This is a genomic window from Serratia sp. KG1D (genome assembly GCF_037150675.1).
Taxonomy (GTDB): Bacteria; Pseudomonadota; Gammaproteobacteria; order Enterobacterales; family Enterobacteriaceae; genus Serratia; species Serratia nematodiphila.
On the sequence record NZ_JBAGIH010000001.1, the window covers coordinates 692,857 to 709,401 of the forward strand.

General features: G+C 60.3%; 15 protein-coding genes. 8 read left to right on the forward strand and 7 right to left on the reverse strand.

The features are described 5' to 3' along the window. Positions 1-26 precede the first annotated feature (26 nt). Complete coding sequence (gene ptrR, locus WFM45_RS03455; RefSeq protein WP_103085765.1) at positions 27-947, reverse strand: putrescine utilization regulator PtrR; 921 nt, start codon at positions 945-947, stop codon at positions 27-29. A gap of 105 nt (positions 948-1,052) precedes the next feature. Between ptrR and WFM45_RS03460 the strand changes: the two genes are divergently transcribed. The 8 genes from WFM45_RS03460 to WFM45_RS03495 all read left to right on the forward strand — a co-directional run bounded on the left by WFM45_RS03460 (position 1,053) and on the right by WFM45_RS03495 (position 10,046). Beyond that, a complete protein-coding gene (locus WFM45_RS03460; protein WP_004938972.1) occupies positions 1,053-2,210 on the forward strand; it encodes a YbfB/YjiJ family MFS transporter in 1,158 nt (385 codons plus the stop codon). A 244-nt stretch (positions 2,211-2,454) separates the two neighbouring features. Next, the gene (gene folE / locus WFM45_RS03465) at positions 2,455-3,120 is read left to right on the forward strand and encodes a GTP cyclohydrolase I FolE (protein WP_004938969.1); all 666 of its coding nucleotides are present in this window, start codon (positions 2,455-2,457) and stop codon (positions 3,118-3,120) included. 79 nt (positions 3,121-3,199) lie between these two features. After that, positions 3,200-4,372: a DUF418 domain-containing protein YeiB gene (yeiB, locus tag WFM45_RS03470; RefSeq protein ID WP_048322605.1), complete on the forward strand. Its 1,173-nt coding sequence runs from the start codon at positions 3,200-3,202 to the stop codon at positions 4,370-4,372. A 127-nt stretch (positions 4,373-4,499) separates the two neighbouring features. Further along, positions 4,500-5,537: an HTH-type transcriptional regulator GalS gene (gene galS, locus WFM45_RS03475; RefSeq protein WP_004938964.1), complete on the forward strand. Its 1,038-nt coding sequence runs from the start codon at positions 4,500-4,502 to the stop codon at positions 5,535-5,537. 264 nt (positions 5,538-5,801) lie between these two features. Then, positions 5,802-6,794: a galactose/glucose ABC transporter substrate-binding protein MglB gene (gene mglB, locus WFM45_RS03480; RefSeq protein WP_004938962.1), complete on the forward strand. Its 993-nt coding sequence runs from the start codon at positions 5,802-5,804 to the stop codon at positions 6,792-6,794. A 99-nt stretch (positions 6,795-6,893) separates the two neighbouring features. After that, entirely contained in the window at positions 6,894-8,402 is a 1,509-nt protein-coding gene (gene mglA / locus WFM45_RS03485) for a galactose/methyl galactoside ABC transporter ATP-binding protein MglA (protein WP_004938959.1), read from the forward strand. Between the two features lie 11 nt (positions 8,403-8,413). After that, positions 8,414-9,424 (forward strand): galactose/methyl galactoside ABC transporter permease MglC, encoded by a 1,011-nt coding sequence (mglC, locus tag WFM45_RS03490; protein ID WP_004938953.1) that lies wholly within the window; start codon positions 8,414-8,416, stop codon positions 9,422-9,424. A gap of 229 nt (positions 9,425-9,653) precedes the next feature. Then, positions 9,654-10,046 carry a tautomerase family protein gene (locus WFM45_RS03495; RefSeq protein WP_099783537.1) on the forward strand — a complete coding sequence of 131 codons (393 nt, stop codon included), beginning with the start codon at positions 9,654-9,656 and terminating at the stop codon, positions 10,044-10,046. Between the two features lie 125 nt (positions 10,047-10,171). Here the strand turns inward: WFM45_RS03495 and sanA are convergent, their stop codons facing one another. The 6 genes from sanA to WFM45_RS03525 all read right to left on the reverse strand — a co-directional run bounded on the left by sanA (position 10,172) and on the right by WFM45_RS03525 (position 16,478). Next, the gene (sanA, locus tag WFM45_RS03500) at positions 10,172-10,915 is read right to left on the reverse strand and encodes an outer membrane permeability protein SanA (RefSeq protein ID WP_004938948.1); all 744 of its coding nucleotides are present in this window, start codon (positions 10,913-10,915) and stop codon (positions 10,172-10,174) included. Between the two features lie 169 nt (positions 10,916-11,084). After that, positions 11,085-12,782 carry an NAD-dependent malic enzyme gene (locus tag WFM45_RS03505; RefSeq protein WP_004938945.1) on the reverse strand — a complete coding sequence of 566 codons (1,698 nt, stop codon included), beginning with the start codon at positions 12,780-12,782 and terminating at the stop codon, positions 11,085-11,087. A gap of 221 nt (positions 12,783-13,003) precedes the next feature. Beyond that, positions 13,004-13,888 (reverse strand): cytidine deaminase, encoded by an 885-nt coding sequence (gene cdd / locus WFM45_RS03510; RefSeq protein ID WP_336954605.1) that lies wholly within the window; start codon positions 13,886-13,888, stop codon positions 13,004-13,006. Between the two features lie 137 nt (positions 13,889-14,025). Then, on the reverse strand, positions 14,026-14,721 hold the full coding sequence (locus WFM45_RS03515) for a CidB/LrgB family autolysis modulator (protein WP_004938941.1): 696 nt from the start codon (positions 14,719-14,721) through the stop codon (positions 14,026-14,028). Beyond that, on the reverse strand, positions 14,718-15,125 hold the full coding sequence (locus tag WFM45_RS03520; protein ID WP_033633713.1) for a CidA/LrgA family protein: 408 nt from the start codon (positions 15,123-15,125) through the stop codon (positions 14,718-14,720). The genes WFM45_RS03515 and WFM45_RS03520 overlap by 4 nt, the downstream gene beginning before the upstream one ends. A gap of 138 nt (positions 15,126-15,263) precedes the next feature. Beyond that, a complete protein-coding gene (locus WFM45_RS03525; RefSeq protein WP_336954608.1) occupies positions 15,264-16,478 on the reverse strand; it encodes an MFS transporter in 1,215 nt (404 codons plus the stop codon). Positions 16,479-16,545 lie beyond the last annotated feature (67 nt).

Sequence of the window (16,545 nt, forward strand, 5' to 3'; positions counted from 1 at the left end):
AGTCTCCTCAGTGGTTTTCTTTTAAATCAGGCGATATCGCTAACGTCTGATAAATCGTTGGGGGTGCTTTCATCAACAGCGGCGGTTTCCGTCTGTTCAATAATCAATTCTTTCAGCGCGCGCACGTTCGGCCCGAACGCGTCGCGGCGCCACAGCAGCCAGGTGGCGGTGTCGGCCACGTCCGGCGGCAGGGGGTGAACCCGAACCCGCTCATGGCCCGGCAGCAGGCTGAGCACCGAATGCGGGATCATCGCCAGCCCGGCGCCGCTGGCGACGCAGGCCAGCATGGCGTGATAGGACTGGATCTCCATGATCTGCCCCGGCCGTGCGCCTTCGCGCTTGAACCAGGCCTCCAGCCGCAGGCGGTAGGAGCAGCTGGCGCGAAAGGCGAACAGCGTCTCGCCGTTGGCGTCTTTGGCGCTGTGGATCGGCGCGTGATCGAGACAGGAGATCACCACCATATGTTCAGGATAGGCGATACAGCCGTTCAACTCGTCATAGGGCACCGGGCCGTCGACCAGCGCTGCCGCCAGCGTGCCGGCGCGCACCCGATCGGCGATTTCGCCGGAGGTGCCGGTAGTCAGCGACAGAGACACCTGCGAGAAACGCTGGTGGTAAGCCGCCAACAGCGAGGGCAGGCGGGTGGCGGCAGTGCTCTCCATCGAGCCGAGAGCGAAGTTGCCCGCCGGTTCGCCGGCATGGGTGATGCTCATCGCCTCGTCGCTCAGCGCCAGGATGCGATTGGCGTAGCACAGAAAGTTATGGCCCATCGGCGACAGGCGCAGGCGCTGTTTTTCGCGGATAAACAGATCGGCGCCCAGCTCCTGCTCGAGCTGGCGCAGCCGGGTGGTCAGATTCGACGGCACGCGGTGCAGCTGCTCGGCGGCGCGGGCGACCGAGCCGGTTTCCGCTACGCAGCAGAACATGCGAAGCTGGGTCAGATCCATAATGTTCTCGTTTCGTGATGAACTTGATTAGTATTATTCAGTTTTTGTGAGTTTAATACTGCGGCATGATACTGGCAACTTTCTTTTAACTTTTTGGATGCCGATATGGCTTTACGTATTGCCTTGAGCGGGTTTGCCGCGCTGATCGTGGCGATGGGCATTGGCCGCTTCGCTTTCACCCCTCAGGTGCCGCTGATGATCGCGGAACATCAGTTCAGCCTGACCGGTGCCGGGCTGGTGGCGGCGATCAACTATTTGGGCTACCTGTGCGGCGCCTACGACGCGATGCGCGCTACGCGCCACGTCGAGCGGCGCCTGTGGCTGGGCGTATGGGGCGCGATGGCGCTGACGCTACTGTCGGCGCTGGCGCAGGATGAATGGACGCACGGCGCGCTGCGCTTCGTCATCGGCTGGGCCAGCGGCTGGGCGATGGTGCTGGTGGCGGCCTGGACCAACGAGCGGTTGGCGCACTACGGCCGGCCGGCGCTGAGCGCAGCGGTGTTCGCCGGGCCGGGCGCCGGCATCTTCCTCAGCGGCATGCTGGCGGTGGGCATCAACGCGCTGGGGCTGACGGCGGCGCAGGCCTGGTTGGTGTATGGCGGGCTGGCGCTGGTGCTGGTCGGGGGGATTAGCGCCTTTCTGCCGCGCAGCGGCGAGCTGCATCGCCCGGACGTGGCCCCGGAGCCGCTGCTGCTGACGCCGGCGCTCAAACGCCTGGTGTGGAGCTACAGCCTGGCCGGCTTCGGCTACATCCTGCCGGCGACCTTCTTGTCGCAGATGGCGGCGGCGCGCTTTCCCGCCAGCCTGTTCGCGCAGTTCGTCTGGCCGGTGTTCGGCGGTGCGGCGGTGCTGGGGATTGTCATCGGCATTCTGACCCGCCATCGGCTGACCACCCAGACCCGGCTGGCGATCACGCTGTGGATACAGGCGCTCGGCGTACTGAGCGCCGAAGTGGTGCCGGGCGTGGCCGGCCTGGCGCTCGGGGCGTTGCTGACCGGCGGCGGTTTCCTCTGCGTGGTGCAGCTTGCTCTTCAGCACGGGCGTGAGCTGGCGCCGCGTCATGCGCGTTACATGGCCGGATTGCTGACCACCGGTTATGCGATCGGCCAACTGGTCGGGCCGATGCTGTCGGCGCTGTCGACCGCCTTGACCCATCGGCTGGAGCCGGCGCTGTATGTGGCGGTGGCGGCGCTGTTGGCGGCCGGAGGGCTGGTGGTGAATACCCCGGCGCGGCGGTTGGCGCAAAAAACGGCGACTCGGTGATTAAAATCCATACAAAACGCATGGAAACCCGCAGCCGGCCTGATTGTGCTAAATGCGAATATTTCACCTGCGGATGAAACACTATCGCTGGATAATCGCCGCGCTCTCATCTACAGTGGGGGCAAAATCTTGACCGGGTTCACGTTATCCACCACGAAAACTCTGCCGTCACGAGAGCAAGCAATTCGCCGGCCGCACGCCCTATCAGGCCGCCGGCGGGTTCCGTCCGCAGGAGAACAAATACATGACATCATTAAGTAAAGAAGCCGCGCTGGTGCATGCGGCACTGGAAGAGCGTGGTCTGGAGACACCGCTGCGCGGGGAAGTGCTGGATCGCGAAACGCGCAAGCGTCGCATCAAAGAGCACATGACCGAAATCATGCAGCTGCTGAATCTCGATCTGTCCGATGACAGCCTGGCGGAAACGCCGCATCGCATCGCCAAAATGTATGTCGACGAGATCTTCTCCGGGCTGGACTACGCCAACTTCCCGAAAATCACCGTCATCGAGAACAAGATGAAGGTGGATGAGATGGTGACGGTGCGCGATATCACGCTGACCAGCACCTGTGAACACCACTTCGTCACCATCGACGGCAAGGCCACCGTGGCCTATATCCCGAAAGACTCGGTGATCGGCCTGTCGAAGATCAACCGCATCGTGCAGTTCTTCTCCCAGCGTCCGCAGGTGCAAGAGCGCCTGACCCAGCAGATCCTGGTGGCGCTGCAGACTCTGCTCGGCACCAATAACGTGGCGGTATCGATCGATGCGGTCCATTATTGTGTCAAGGCGCGCGGTATTCGCGACGCGACCAGCGCCACCACCACCACCTCGCTGGGGGGGCTGTTCAAGTCCAGCCAGAATACCCGCCAGGAGTTCCTGCGTGCGGTGCGTCATCACCAGGGGTGATGGCGTTGCGGGGCGACCCGCAAGACGACAACAGGCGCCTGCGGGCGCCTTTTTCATGAGCGGAAGACAGCGATAAAAAATGAACAGTCATCCTCTGCCGCGCATTGCCACGCTGGACTGCGTGCGCGGCATCGCCATCCTCGGCATTTTATTGCTGAACATCAGCGCCTTCGGCTTGCCGAAGGCCGCCTACCTCAATCCGGCCTATCTGGGGATGCCGTCATCGCGCGATGCCTGGACCTGGGCGCTGCTGGATATCTTCGCCCAGGCCAAGTTCCTGGCGATGTTCGCGCTGCTGTTCGGCGCCGGGCTGCAAATGCTGCTGCGGCGCGGCAAAAGCTGGATCCGTGCGCGGCTGTCGTGGCTGGTGTTGTTCGGCCTCGCGCACGCCATCTTCCTGTGGGACGGTGACATTCTGCTGGCCTACGGGCTGATCGGCCTGGTGTGCTGGCGCATGATCCGCGAGGCCAAAGAAACCTTCCAACTGCTGAAAACCGGCGTCGTGCTGTACCTGATTGGCGTGGCGGTGCTGCTGCTGCTCGGTTTTGTCTCGCACGGTGAGCCGGGCAGCTTCTGGCAGCCGGGTGTGGCGGAGTTGCAGTACGAGAAGTTTTGGAAGCTGCAGGGCGGTTTCGAAGCCTGGCGCAGCCGCGCCGATCTGCTCTCGTCCAGCCTGCTGGCCATCGGCGCGCAGTATGGCTGGGAGCTGGCGGGGCTGATGCTGTTCGGCGCCGGGCTGATGCGCAGCGGCTGGCTGCGCGGCAGCTATTCCTCCGGCTATTACCTGCGGCAGGCGGCGTGGCTGCTGCCGCTTTCGGTGCTGATCCAACTGCCGGCGGTGGCGCTGCAATGGCAGGTGCACTGGGACTATCGCTGGAGCGGTTTCCTGCTGCAGGTGCCGCGCGAGCTGGGCGCCCCGCTGCAGGCGATGGGCTATCTGGCGCTATGTTACGGTTTCTGGCCCGCGCTGTCGCGCCTGCGCATCGCTCGCTGGCTGACCCTGGTGGGGCGTATGGCGTTAAGCAACTACCTGCTGCAAACGCTGATCTGCACCACGCTGTTTTATCGTTTCGGCCTCTATGAGCAGTTTGACCGGCTTCAGCTGTTGGCGTTTGTGCCGCTGGTCTGGTTGGTCAACCTGGTCTTTTCCGCACTGTGGCTGCGTTACTTCGAGCAGGGGCCGATGGAATGGCTGTGGCGCAAACTGACGCAGTTGGCCGCCGGTGAAGCGGAAGCCAAAGCGCTGAAGTGAGCGCCCGTCGGCAGGTTAAAAAAATGTATGTAAACGTTTTCTTTCCTGTGACGTAATTCACGCAGAGCAGCGTGCCAATCGGGGTAGGATAGCGCCACCGGCCACTACCCCGATTTCAGGATCCCGCATGCCTCCAGTTCATCCGATCACCATTCGCGACGTGGCGAAACGCGCCGGGGTCTCCGTGGCGACCGTCTCCCGCGTGCTGAACCACAGCGCGCTGACCAGCAAAGAGACGCGCGAGCAGGTGCTGCAGGCGGTGGCGGATCTGGGCTATCGCCCCAATGCCAACGCGCAGGCGTTGGCGACCCAAAGCAGCGATACGTTGGGCGTGGTGGTGATGGACGTCTCCGATCCGTTCTTCGGCGCGCTGGTGAAAGCGGTAGACACGGTAGCGCAGAAACACCACAAGTATCTGCTGATCGGCAACAGCTATCATCAGGCGGACAAAGAGCGCCACGCGATCGAAGTGCTGATCCGCCAGCGCTGTAACGCCTTGATTGTTCACGCCAAAGCCCTGAGCGACGCCGAGCTGATCGGTTTTCTGGAGCAGGTGCCGGGCATGGTGCTGATCAACCGGATTATCCCCGGCTATGAGCCGCGTTGCGTCGGGCTGGATAACGTCTGCGGCGCAGAAATGGCGATGCGTCTTTTGCTGTCGCAGGGCCACCGGCGCATCGGCTATCTGGGCTCCAATCACCCGATCGAAGACGGGCCGCTGCGCCAGCAGGGCTATGCGCAGGCGATGGCCGCCGCCGGGCTGGCCACGCCCGACAACTGGCGTGCCTACGGTTCGCCGGATCTGCAGGGCGGCGAGGCGGCGATGGTCGAGCTGCTGGGGCGCAACTTACAGCTGAGCGCGGTGTTCGCCTACAACGACGCTATGGCCGCCGGCGCTATGGCGGTGTTGAAAGAAAACGGTATCACGGTGCCGCAGCATTTCTCGCTGATCGGCTTCGACGACATCCCCATCGCGCGTTATACCAGCCCCAAACTCACCACGGTGCGCTACCCGATCGTCTCGATGGCCACGCTGGCGACCGAGCTGGCATTGCAGGGCGCAGCAGGCCTGGCGGAGCCGCAGGCCGCTCACCTGTTCATGCCGACGCTGGTGCGGCGCCATTCTGTCGCCCCCTGGCAAAGTGAGGCGACGGTCACTCTCTGACGATTTAATCTTGTGTAACCGTTTTCAATCTGTGAGAAAATTCACAGAATATTAACATCGCGCCGTCTATGCTCTAGGCGTTTTCCGGCGCAAAGGCCCTTGCCGCTGCAACCTTTATCTCGCGCTGACACAGCATTTCTCGGAAATAACAAGATCCACGGACGACAGGTGTTGAGTGGAAATCGCCAGGCCTGGGGTGTACGCACTGCCGGTGACCATTGGCTCAAAGACGAGTAATACCCTACACAGAACCGGAGACTGACAATGAATAAGAAGGTTTTCACCCTGGCCGCCATGGCCGCTGCCATGATGTTTGGCGCCGCAGCCCATGCTGATACCCGTATTGGCGTCACGATTTACAAATACGACGACAACTTCATGTCGGTGGTGCGTAAGGCGATCGAGAAAGACGCCAAGGCTTCACCGGACGTTACCCTGCTGATGAATGATTCGCAGAACGACCAGTCCAAGCAGAACGATCAGATCGACGTGCTGCTGGCCAAGGGCGTGAAAGCGCTGGCGATCAACCTGGTCGACCCGGCCGCGGCGCCGGTGGTTATCGATAAGGCGCGCGCAAACGATATCCCGGTGGTGTTCTACAACAAAGAACCTTCCCGCAAGGCGCTGGACAGCTATGACAAGGCATATTACGTCGGCACCGACTCCAAAGAATCCGGCGTGATCCAGGGCGAACTGATCGCCAAACACTGGCAAGCCAACCCGGCCTGGGATCTGAATAAAGACGGCCAGATCCAGTTCGTGCTGCTGAAGGGCGAGCCGGGCCACCCGGATGCCGAAGCGCGCACCACCTACGTGGTGAAAACGCTGAACGAAAAAGGCATCAAGACCCAGCAGCTGCAGATGGATACCGCGATGTGGGATACCGCGCAGGCGAAAGACAAGATGGATGCCTGGCTCTCCGGCCCGAACGCCAACAAGATCGAAGTGGTGATCGCCAACAACGACGCCATGGCGATGGGCGCGGTGGAAGCGCTGAAAGCGCACAACAAGACCAGTATTCCGGTGTTCGGCGTCGATGCGTTGCCTGAAGCGCTGGCGCTGGTGAAATCCGGCGCGATGGCGGGCACGGTGCTGAACGACGCCGACAACCAGGCGAAGGCCACCTTCGAGCTGGCGAAAAACCTGGCGGCGGGCAAGCCGGCCACCGAAGGCACCCAATATAAAATCGAAAATAAAGTCGTGCGTATTCCTTACGTCGGCGTAGATAAAGACAACCTGTCTCAGTTTGTTAAATAAGAATTGAGATCCCGCTAAGACCCCGCCTGCGGCGCCAACACCAGGGATACCGCCGGCGGGGATGTTTACGACTGCAAGATCGTTAAGCCAGGTGTATTTATGGCCGATAGCTCACGCGAATTTTTGCTGGAAATGACGGATATCTGTAAGTCATTTCCCGGCGTCAAAGCCTTGGACAATGTCAATTTACGCGTCCGTCCGCACTCGATTCACGCCCTGATGGGGGAGAATGGCGCGGGGAAATCGACGTTGTTGAAATGCCTGTTCGGCATTTACAAAAAAGACAGCGGCAGCATTGTATTTCAGGGCCGGGAAATCGATTTCAAGAGCTCGAAGGAAGCGCTGGAACACGGCGTTTCGATGGTGCATCAGGAGCTGAACCTGGTGCTGCAACGCACCGTGATGGACAACATGTGGCTGGGGCGCTACCCGACCAAAGGCCTGTTCGTCGATCAGGACAAGATGTTCAAAGACACTCAGGCGATCTTCGACGAGCTGGATATTGACATCAACCCGCGCGAAAAGGTGGGCAACCTGTCGGTGTCGCAGATGCAGATGATCGAGATTGCCAAGGCGTTTTCCTACGACGCCAAGATCGTCATCATGGATGAACCGACCTCTTCGCTGACGGAGAAAGAGGTCAATCACCTGTTCACCATCATCCGCAAGCTGAAAGAGCGCGGCTGCGGCATCGTCTATATCTCGCACAAGATGGAAGAGATCTTCCAGCTGTGCGACGAGATAACGGTGCTGCGCGACGGCCAGTGGATCGCCACCCAGCCGCTGGAAGGGCTGGATATGGACAAGATCATCGCCATGATGGTCGGCCGCTCGCTGAGCCAGCGTTTCCCCGACAGGCAGAACACGCCGGGTGAGGTGATCCTCGAGGTGAAGAACCTGACATCGCTGCGCCAGCCTTCGATCCGCGATGTTTCCTTCGATCTGCACCAGGGCGAGATCCTCGGCATCGCCGGGCTGGTGGGCGCCAAGCGCACCGATATCGTCGAGACGCTGTTCGGCATTCGTGAAAAGGTGGCGGGCACCATCAAGCTGCACGGCAAGGCGATCGACAACCACAGCGCCAACGAAGCGATCAACCACGGCTTTGCGCTGGTGACCGAAGAGCGGCGATCCACCGGGATTTACGCCTACCTCGACGTGGGTTTCAACTCGCTGATCTCCAATATCCGCAATTATAAAAACAAGCTCGGCCTGCTGGATAACGCGCGGATGAAGAGCGACACCCAATGGGTGATCGACGCCATGCGGGTGAAAACGCCGGGGCATCACACCCATATCGGCTCGCTGTCCGGCGGCAACCAACAGAAGGTGATCATCGGCCGCTGGCTGCTGACGCAGCCGGAGATCCTGATGCTGGATGAACCGACGCGCGGCATTGACGTGGGCGCCAAGTTCGAGATCTATCAGCTGATGACCGAGCTGGCGAAAAAGGGCAAGGGGATCATTATCGTCTCGTCCGAAATGCCGGAGCTGTTGGGGATCACCGACCGCATTTTGGTGATGAGCAACGGCCAGGTTGCGGGCATCGTTAATACCAAGCAGACCTCGCAGAATGAAATCTTACGTCTCGCCTCCCTGCACCTTTAAGGATTCGAATTATGAACGCGCTAAATAAAAAAACCTTATTTACCTATTTCAAGGAAGGCGGCATTTACGTGGTGTTGCTGGTGCTGTTGGCTATCATCATCATTCAGGACCCGACTTTCCTCAGCCTGATGAACCTGAGCAATATCCTGACGCAGTCTTCGGTGCGCATCATCATCGCGCTGGGCGTGGCGGGGCTGATCGTTACCCAAGGCACCGACCTGTCCGCCGGGCGGCAGGTGGGGTTGGCGGCGGTGGTGGCGGCCACGCTGCTGCAATCGATGGATAACGTCAACAAGGTGTTCCCGCACATGGAAACCTGGTCGATTCCCCTGGTCATCCTGCTGGTATGTGCGGTCGGCGCGGTGATCGGCCTGGTTAACGGCCTGATTATCGCCTATCTCAACGTGACGCCGTTCATCACCACCTTGGGCACCATGATCATCGTCTACGGCATCAACTCGCTGTATTACGATTCGGTCGGCGCGTCGCCGGTCGCGGGCTTTGATCCGAAGTTTTCCACCTTTGCCCAAGGCTTCTTGCGCTTCGGCGATTTTAAGCTGTCGTATATTACCTTCTACGCGCTGATTGCCATCATTTTCGTCTGGATCCTGTGGACCAAGACCCGCTTCGGCAAGAACATCTTCGCCATCGGCGGCAACCCGGAAGCGGCCAAGGTCTCCGGCGTCAACGTGCCGCTGAACCTGATCATGATCTATGCGCTGTCCGGCGTGTTCTACGCCTTCGGCGGCCTGCTGGAAGCGGGGCGTATCGGCAGCGCCACCAATAACCTTGGCTTTATGTATGAGCTGGACGCCATCGCCGCCTGCGTGGTGGGGGGCGTATCCTTCGCCGGCGGCGTGGGTACGGTGTGGGGCGTGGTGACAGGGGTGATCATCTTTACCGTCATCAACTACGGCCTGACCTATATCGGCATCAACCCGTACTGGCAGTACATCATCAAGGGCAGCATCATCATCTTCGCCGTGGCGCTGGACTCGTTGAAATACGCCAAGAAGAAGTAGAGCTACCGCAGCACAGACGACAAGGCCGGCCTATTGCCGGCCTTGTTGCATTCTAGGAGGCAGGGCGCAGCAAAAACAGTAAGGCATTATTTGGCAATGGCTGCCGGGGTATTTCGGGATATCGCCTGATCTTAGGTTGGATTGGTTACAGCGCGACACAGTTTTCGGGCTACCAACGCGGTATGAAGTCAGTAAACTGGTTTTACCTATCGTTTCCGGGGAGCAAACTATGCCTGTATTTACCATTACGCTGAAAAGTCGTAATACGCTTGATAAGAAAAGAATTTCATCAGCTATTCACGCGGCGGTAGTAAAAACCGGCTATCCTGCGAACGATCAATTCCAGCGCTTTATCAGTCTTGGGGAAGACGATTTATATGTGGATCCAACATATCCCGACCTGGATTCGCCCCGCAGCGCCAACTTCGTGTTGATTGAAGCCATGCTTTCCTCTGGTTCCCCTGATGCCCGCAAACAATTGCTCTTGCAATCACTGGTACAGGAACTCGCCCTGATTGGACTGGACAGCAATGATCTGATGGTCCTTTTCATTGAACTGGATCGTTTGAATAGTTCATTCGGCGGCGGCAAAAGGGCATCGCCGCTTTCTATGTCACAATAACGTATGGGCCTACGCAGAGAGTGCTTCCCGCTTTTGAACGGAAGTCATTCGGCGTTCGTGACTCGAATGATGCGCCTTTTTAGCGTATTGCGCAGGGGAGAGTGTAAAGTCCTGAGTTCGGGTGATTAAGGCTGTTTGGCTTTTTGCTTCTCTTCTTTCAGCTTGTGCTCCAGCTCCACCAACTGTTCCGGTGATACGGCGGGATAACCCTGGGCGTCTTCCGGCACGGTGTGCATGGCGGAGATCGGGATCAGCGGGCCGAGGAAGCGCGGCTCGCGCTTGAGGATGTACAGATCGGTCAGCGCGCCCAGACGGGCGAAGATCTCGCGGGCGCGCACCGTCATCATGTCCTTCGGCGACGGCACCGCGTAACACTGCGCCTGAATGCCCATGTGCAGGGCGATAAACAGCGCGCGCTCGCAGTGGAAGCGCTGGGTGATGATGATGAAATCGTTGGTGTCGAACACCTTGCGGGTGCGCACGATGGAATCCAGGGTGCGGAAGCCGGCGTAGTCCAGAACGATATCGCTCGGCGCAACGCCGGCGGCGATCAGATCGCGGCGCATGGTCATCGGTTCGTTATAGCTTTGCTGGGCATTGTCGCCGCTCAGCAGCAGGTATTTCACCTTGCCGCTGTTATAGGCGTTGATCGCTCCCTGAATGCGGTAACGGTAGTACTGGTTGATCACGCCGGTGCGGTAATACTTGGCGGTGCCGAGCACCACGCCGACCTGGCGATGCGGTAATTCCTGCAGTTCGTCGTAGACGTAAGGCGCGGTTTTCCAGCTGATCCAGCGATCGAGCGCAATAGCCGAGCCCATCAACACCGCAATGATGATGAACAGGCTGATTATCAGGCGTTTCCACATGTTGTTGCCTTACGCGCGCCGGGCTGAAAAAGATGGATCAAGGCTACTTTACCTGACCGACCGACGCAAGACGCGAACCGCCTGAAGCACGCGCGTCGCCGTATTTTTCGGCGGTTTTGCCGCACAAAAAAGCCCGGCGGAGCCGGGCTGGGTCATTTCAGCGCGTCAATCAGAACGAGGTGCGCTTATAGCTGCGGTACTGCGGCCGCCAGAAGTTGTGCTCGATGGCTTTCGACAGCGCGTCTTCGGAGGTGACGATCGCCACACCCTGCAGCTGGGCGGCTTTGCCCACTTCCATGGCGATGCACTTGGATACGCCCTGAATATCGTCGATATTCGGCAGCAGCGCGCCGTGGCCGTCGGTCGCCAGCGGCGAACAGTCCGCCAGCGCGCGGCTGGCGGCCATCAGCATGGCGTCGGTGACGCGGGTGGCGCCGGAGGCCAGCACGCCCAAACCGATGCCCGGGAAGATGTAGGAGTTGTTGCACTGGGCGATCGGGTACAGCTGCTCTTTGTAGCTTACCGGCGCAAACGGGCTGCCGGTCGCGACCAGGGCGGCGCCGTCGGTCCAGTTGATGATGTCTTCCGGACGGGCTTCCACGCGCGAGGTTGGGTTGGACAGTGGCATCACGATAGGGCGTTCGCAGTGCTTGTGCATCTCGCGGATCAGCTCTTCGGTAAACAGCCCCGGCTGGCCGGAAACGCCGATCAGAATGGTCGGCTTGGCGTTGCGCACCACGTCCAGCAGCGAGATGGCGTCGCTGGCGGTTTCCCAACCGGCCAGGTTGTCGCTCTTCTGCACCAGCTTGCTCTGGAAGTCGAGCAGGTTCGGCAGTTTGTCGGTCAGCAGGCCGAAACGGTCAACCATGAATACGCGGGCGCGCGCTTCGTCTTCGCTCAACCCTTCGGACTTCATCTGCGCGATGATCTGCTCGGCGATGCCGCAGCCGGCGGAACCGGCGCCGAGGAAGGTGACGGTCTGATCGCGCAGCTGGCTGCCGGCGGCGCGGCTGGCGGCGATCAGGCTGCCGAGGGTGACCGCGGCGGTGCCCTGGATGTCGTCGTTAAAGCAGCAGATCTCGTCGCGGTAGCGGTTCAGCAGCGGGGTGGCGTTGTTCTGCGCGAAGTCTTCGAACTGCAGCAGCACGTTCGGCCAGCGGCGTTTGACCGCCTGAATAAACTCTTCGACGAAGGCGTGGTATTCCTCGCCGGAGATGCGCGGATGGCGCCAGCCCATGTACAGCGGATCGTTGAGGCGCTGCGGGTTGTTGGTGCCGACGTCCAACACTACCGGCAGGGTATAGGCCGGGCTGATGCCGCCGCAGGCGGTATACAGCGACAGCTTGCCGATGGGAATGCCCATGCCGCCGATGCCCTGGTCGCCCAGGCCGAGAATGCGTTCGCCGTCGGTCACCACGATCACCTTGACGTTTTGCTTGGTGGCGTTTTGCAGCATGTCATCGATGCGATCGCGGTTCGGGTAGGAGATGAACAGCCCGCGCGCGCGGCGGTAGATATCGGAGAAGTGTTCGCAGGCCTCGCCGACGGTCGGGGTGTAGATGATCGGCATCATCTCGCTCAGGTGCGAGTCCAGCAGGCGATAGAACAGGGTTTCGTTGGTGTCCTGGATGTTGCGCAGATAGATGTGCTTATCGTTATCGTTCTTGAAATCCTGATACTGACGGTAGGCGCGTTCCACCTGTTCTTCGATGGTCTCCACCGCTTCCGGCAGCAGGCCGTGCAGGTTGAAGTGGCTACGTTCTTCCTCGGTGAAAGCGCTGCCTTTGTTCAGCAGCGGAAATTCCAGCAGAATCGGGCCGGCGTAAGGGATATAGAGCGGGCGTTTGCTTTCGTATTCTAGTTCCATCAGTTTTACTCTTCACGTATCAGATAACTTTATTGCCGACGATCCTAAGAGATAAAGAGAAGATGTACAGCATTTGTTGCCAGATGATGAACCAGGTTGGCGTAATTATCGACAATCAAATGATTTTTTAACTAAAGAAAGTGTCTCTGGCGGCGTCTGGGCATTGTATTTGGCGGGCGGGGCTGTTAACGGCGGAACCGGATGGCCCCGCCGTGGCGCGCTTAGAAAGCGGCGCGGCTGACGTTCTGGCAGCCCAGCGCCGCCAGGGTGGCGCGGGTGGCGTCCCACTGGCTGAGGATCGCCTTCTGCGGCTCGGCCAACACGGCGCGGCGGATGTTCAGGCAATCGCCGCCGGAGAGGTTCAGCAGGATCAGCGCAGCCTGCAGCGGCGGCAGGCTAGGGTTGAAGGCGGCGTTTTCTGCATAGCGGCCGGCGTAGAGGCTGCCGTCCTGCGTTTCCAGCGCTACGCCGCTGTGGGCGTTGCTGTACGGAGCATGGCTCTGATTGGCCGCCGCCAGCGCTGCCTGCGCCAGCGCATCGTCCAGCGCCAGCCGGTGGCCGTGATCGACCTTGTCCATCAGCAGCGAAGCGATATCCAGATCTTTCGGGCCGAAGGCGTCCGGCAGATAGTCCGCCAGCGTGGTCGGCGCGCGGCCCGGCAGACGGATCTGCAGCTCGCTGCCGCTGTTCAGTTCATTCATAAACTGGCGGCAATGGCCGCACGGCGTGTAGTTGACGGTGACCGAGGCCAGCGACGGCTCGCCGCGCAGCCAGGCATGGGTAACCGCGCACTGCTCTGCATGCACGGTTTGCTGCAGCGGCGCGCCGCTGAACTCCATATTGGCGCCGAAATAGAGGTTGCCGCTTTGCCCGCGCGCGATGGCGCCGACGTGAAAGTGCGATATCGGGGTTAACGAGCAGGCCGCCGCCAGCGGCAGCAGCGCGAATGCCAGCGCATCATCGTCCAGCCCGCAGCCTGTGCGGATCGCCGCCGCTTGCTCGGCCGTGAACATCGCCGGAAAGTCTGGCGCGTCCAGATAGGGCCGCAGGGCGGATTGCAGTGTCGCGGGCAGTGCGCTGAAAGCGGTGTGAAAACGCGGATGCATAGAAAGTCTCTCTACGGGTTAACGGGATCACATTCTAGGCAGGCCAGAGACATTAAAGTGTGATTAATGTCTCTTAATTGATGAGATTAATGCAATGAAATACATAAATGCGAGATGTATCGCAAGTTTCACCCTGTTCAGCCGAACAGGCGCAGCAGCACCGGGAACAGGAACGGTGCCAGCAGCGAGGTGATGATGCCGCAGATCACCAACGCCAGCGAGCCGAAAGCGCCTTCCTGGTAGTCCATCTCGGCGCAGCGTGCGGTGCCCAGCGCGTGGGATGCCGTGCCCATCGCCAGGCCGCGCGCCGAGTGGGTGGTGATTTTCAACAGGTTGAACAGCGTATGGCCGAACACGGCGCCGAGGATACCGACGAAAATGACGCAGACTGCGCTGATCGCCGGAATGCCGCCGAGCGAGTCCGCGACGGCCATGGCGATCGGCGTAGTGACCGATTTCGGCAGGATAGAGGCGGCGATTTCCGGCGTGGCGCCCAGCCACAGGGCGATGGCGCCGCCGCTGATCATGGCGGTCAGGCTGCCGATGAAGCACACCGCGATAATCGACTTCCAGCGCGCGCGGATCTGGTGCAACTGCTCATAGAGCGGGAAGGCCAGCGCGACGACCGCCGGCTGCAGCAGATCGTTGAGGATTTTGCTGCCCTGAAAGTAGCGTTCATAGGGAATACCGGTGAGCAGCAGCAGCGGGATGATCACCGCCATGGACACCAGCAGCGGGTTGAGCAGCGGCATATTCAGCTTGCGCGCCAGCCAGCGCGCGGCGAAATAGACCGCCAGCGTCAGCGGCAACGACCACCAGATTTCATGGATCATGAATTGTCCTCCGTGTCGTCGGGCTTGCCGGCGATGCGGCGTTCGCGATGAAAATAGTGTGAGGTATAGCCGACCACCACCAACACCATCAGCGTGCTGATGAGGCAAGAGATAACCAGCGGGCCCAGATGCGCGACGATCTGGTCGTAGTATTTCATCACCCCGACGCCGATCGGCACGAACAGCAGCACCATATAGCGGATCAGCAAATGGCAGCCGGGTTTAACCCATTTGGCCGGCATAATCTGGGTAGAGAGCAGGGCGAACAGCAGCAGCATGCCAATGATGCTGCCGGGAATGGCGAACGGCAGCAGCGCCGCCACCGCGTTGCCGACGAACAGACACAGGTAGATAAGGAGCAGGGCCCTCAGGTATTTCCAGCACAGTGTGAGCACGTTGGCCATTGTCTTTTCCCGTTTAACTGATGTATTCATCATACAATTAAACTGTGAGCCATGCCACAGATCGCACCATGAATTCTCGCTATGGGTGCTATGCCCGAGCGGCGGGTTGACAGCCCGTATAGGCCGCTGCCTGCGGGATCAGCGTACGTCTTCGGCGGCTGCCGCCGTGTGTTCTGCCAGCCGGTGGCCGAGGAAGAAAAACAGCAGGCTGAGCAGGGCGGCGACGATCAGCATCACGAACATCAACGGCGGCGCGGCATAGCTGAGCAGCACCCCGCACAGCACCGGGTTGATGGCGCCGCCCAGCGCGCTGAGGTTTTGTACTCCATAGTAACTGCCTTTCAGGTGCGGCGGCGCAATGAAGTCGATGAACATGTATTCCACCGGGATAACGATGATTTCACCGAGGGTAAACACCGCCATCGCCGCCAGCCACAGCCAGACCGCCTGGCCAGCCGCCATGAAACCGAGCAGCCCGACGATGAAAAACAGCGTGCCCAGCACCAGCCAGCGCAGCATGTTTTCCTGGCGCATGCCGCGGCTGATCAGGTATTGCAGGGCGATGACGATGCCGGCGTTGACGATCATCACCAACCCAATGATTTTGTAGGCGAACTCGGCGCTGGAGACGGTGATCAGATACTGCGACAGATAGCCGGTGAACTGACCGAACACCACGGCGCCCAGGGTGCTGCCGAGGGTGAAGTAGATAAGCCGCCGATCGCTGCGCAAGATGGTCAGCGTCTGACGGAAGTTGGGGAGTGCCGCCGGTGCGGCGGCGGTTGGCGCCGGGCGCTGTTCCCGGCCGCGCAAGCGCAGGCTTAGCGCCGTCACCGTCGCCAGCGCCAACCCGCCCGACAGGTAAAACGGCAGCAGCGGGCTAAGCCCGGCCACCAGAACGCCGAGCGCAGAGCCGATCGCCCAGCCGACGTTGACCAGCGTGTAGTTGATTGAGAAAGCCTTGATGCGCTGCTCGACCGGCAGCCAGTCGGCGAAGCAGGCCTTTATGGTGATGCTTAACACCGAATAACAGGTATGCAGGATCGCCAGCACCACGATCACGCCGCCGGGGCGCGGGATCCAGGGAATGGCGAAGAAACTCAGCGCGAACAATAAAATCGACAGCAGGATCAGGCGGTTTTTGCTGAATTTGTCCACCAGATAGCCGCCGTACAGGCTGGCGATGATGCCGAGGGTCAGGCTGACGCCCAGGATCACGCCCACGCTCTTCGGCAGCAGATGGAAATGTTCGGTGAGGTAGATGGTGATGAACGGCAGCGTCACGCCGCGGCCGATGGTCAACACCAGCGAACTGGCCAGCAGTACGTTGATCAGCGGGGGGAATCCCTTCATTCGAGGCCTGTCTATGCATACAGTTATTGGGCGATGCAGATAACATAGCGCATTTTGGCGAGGACGG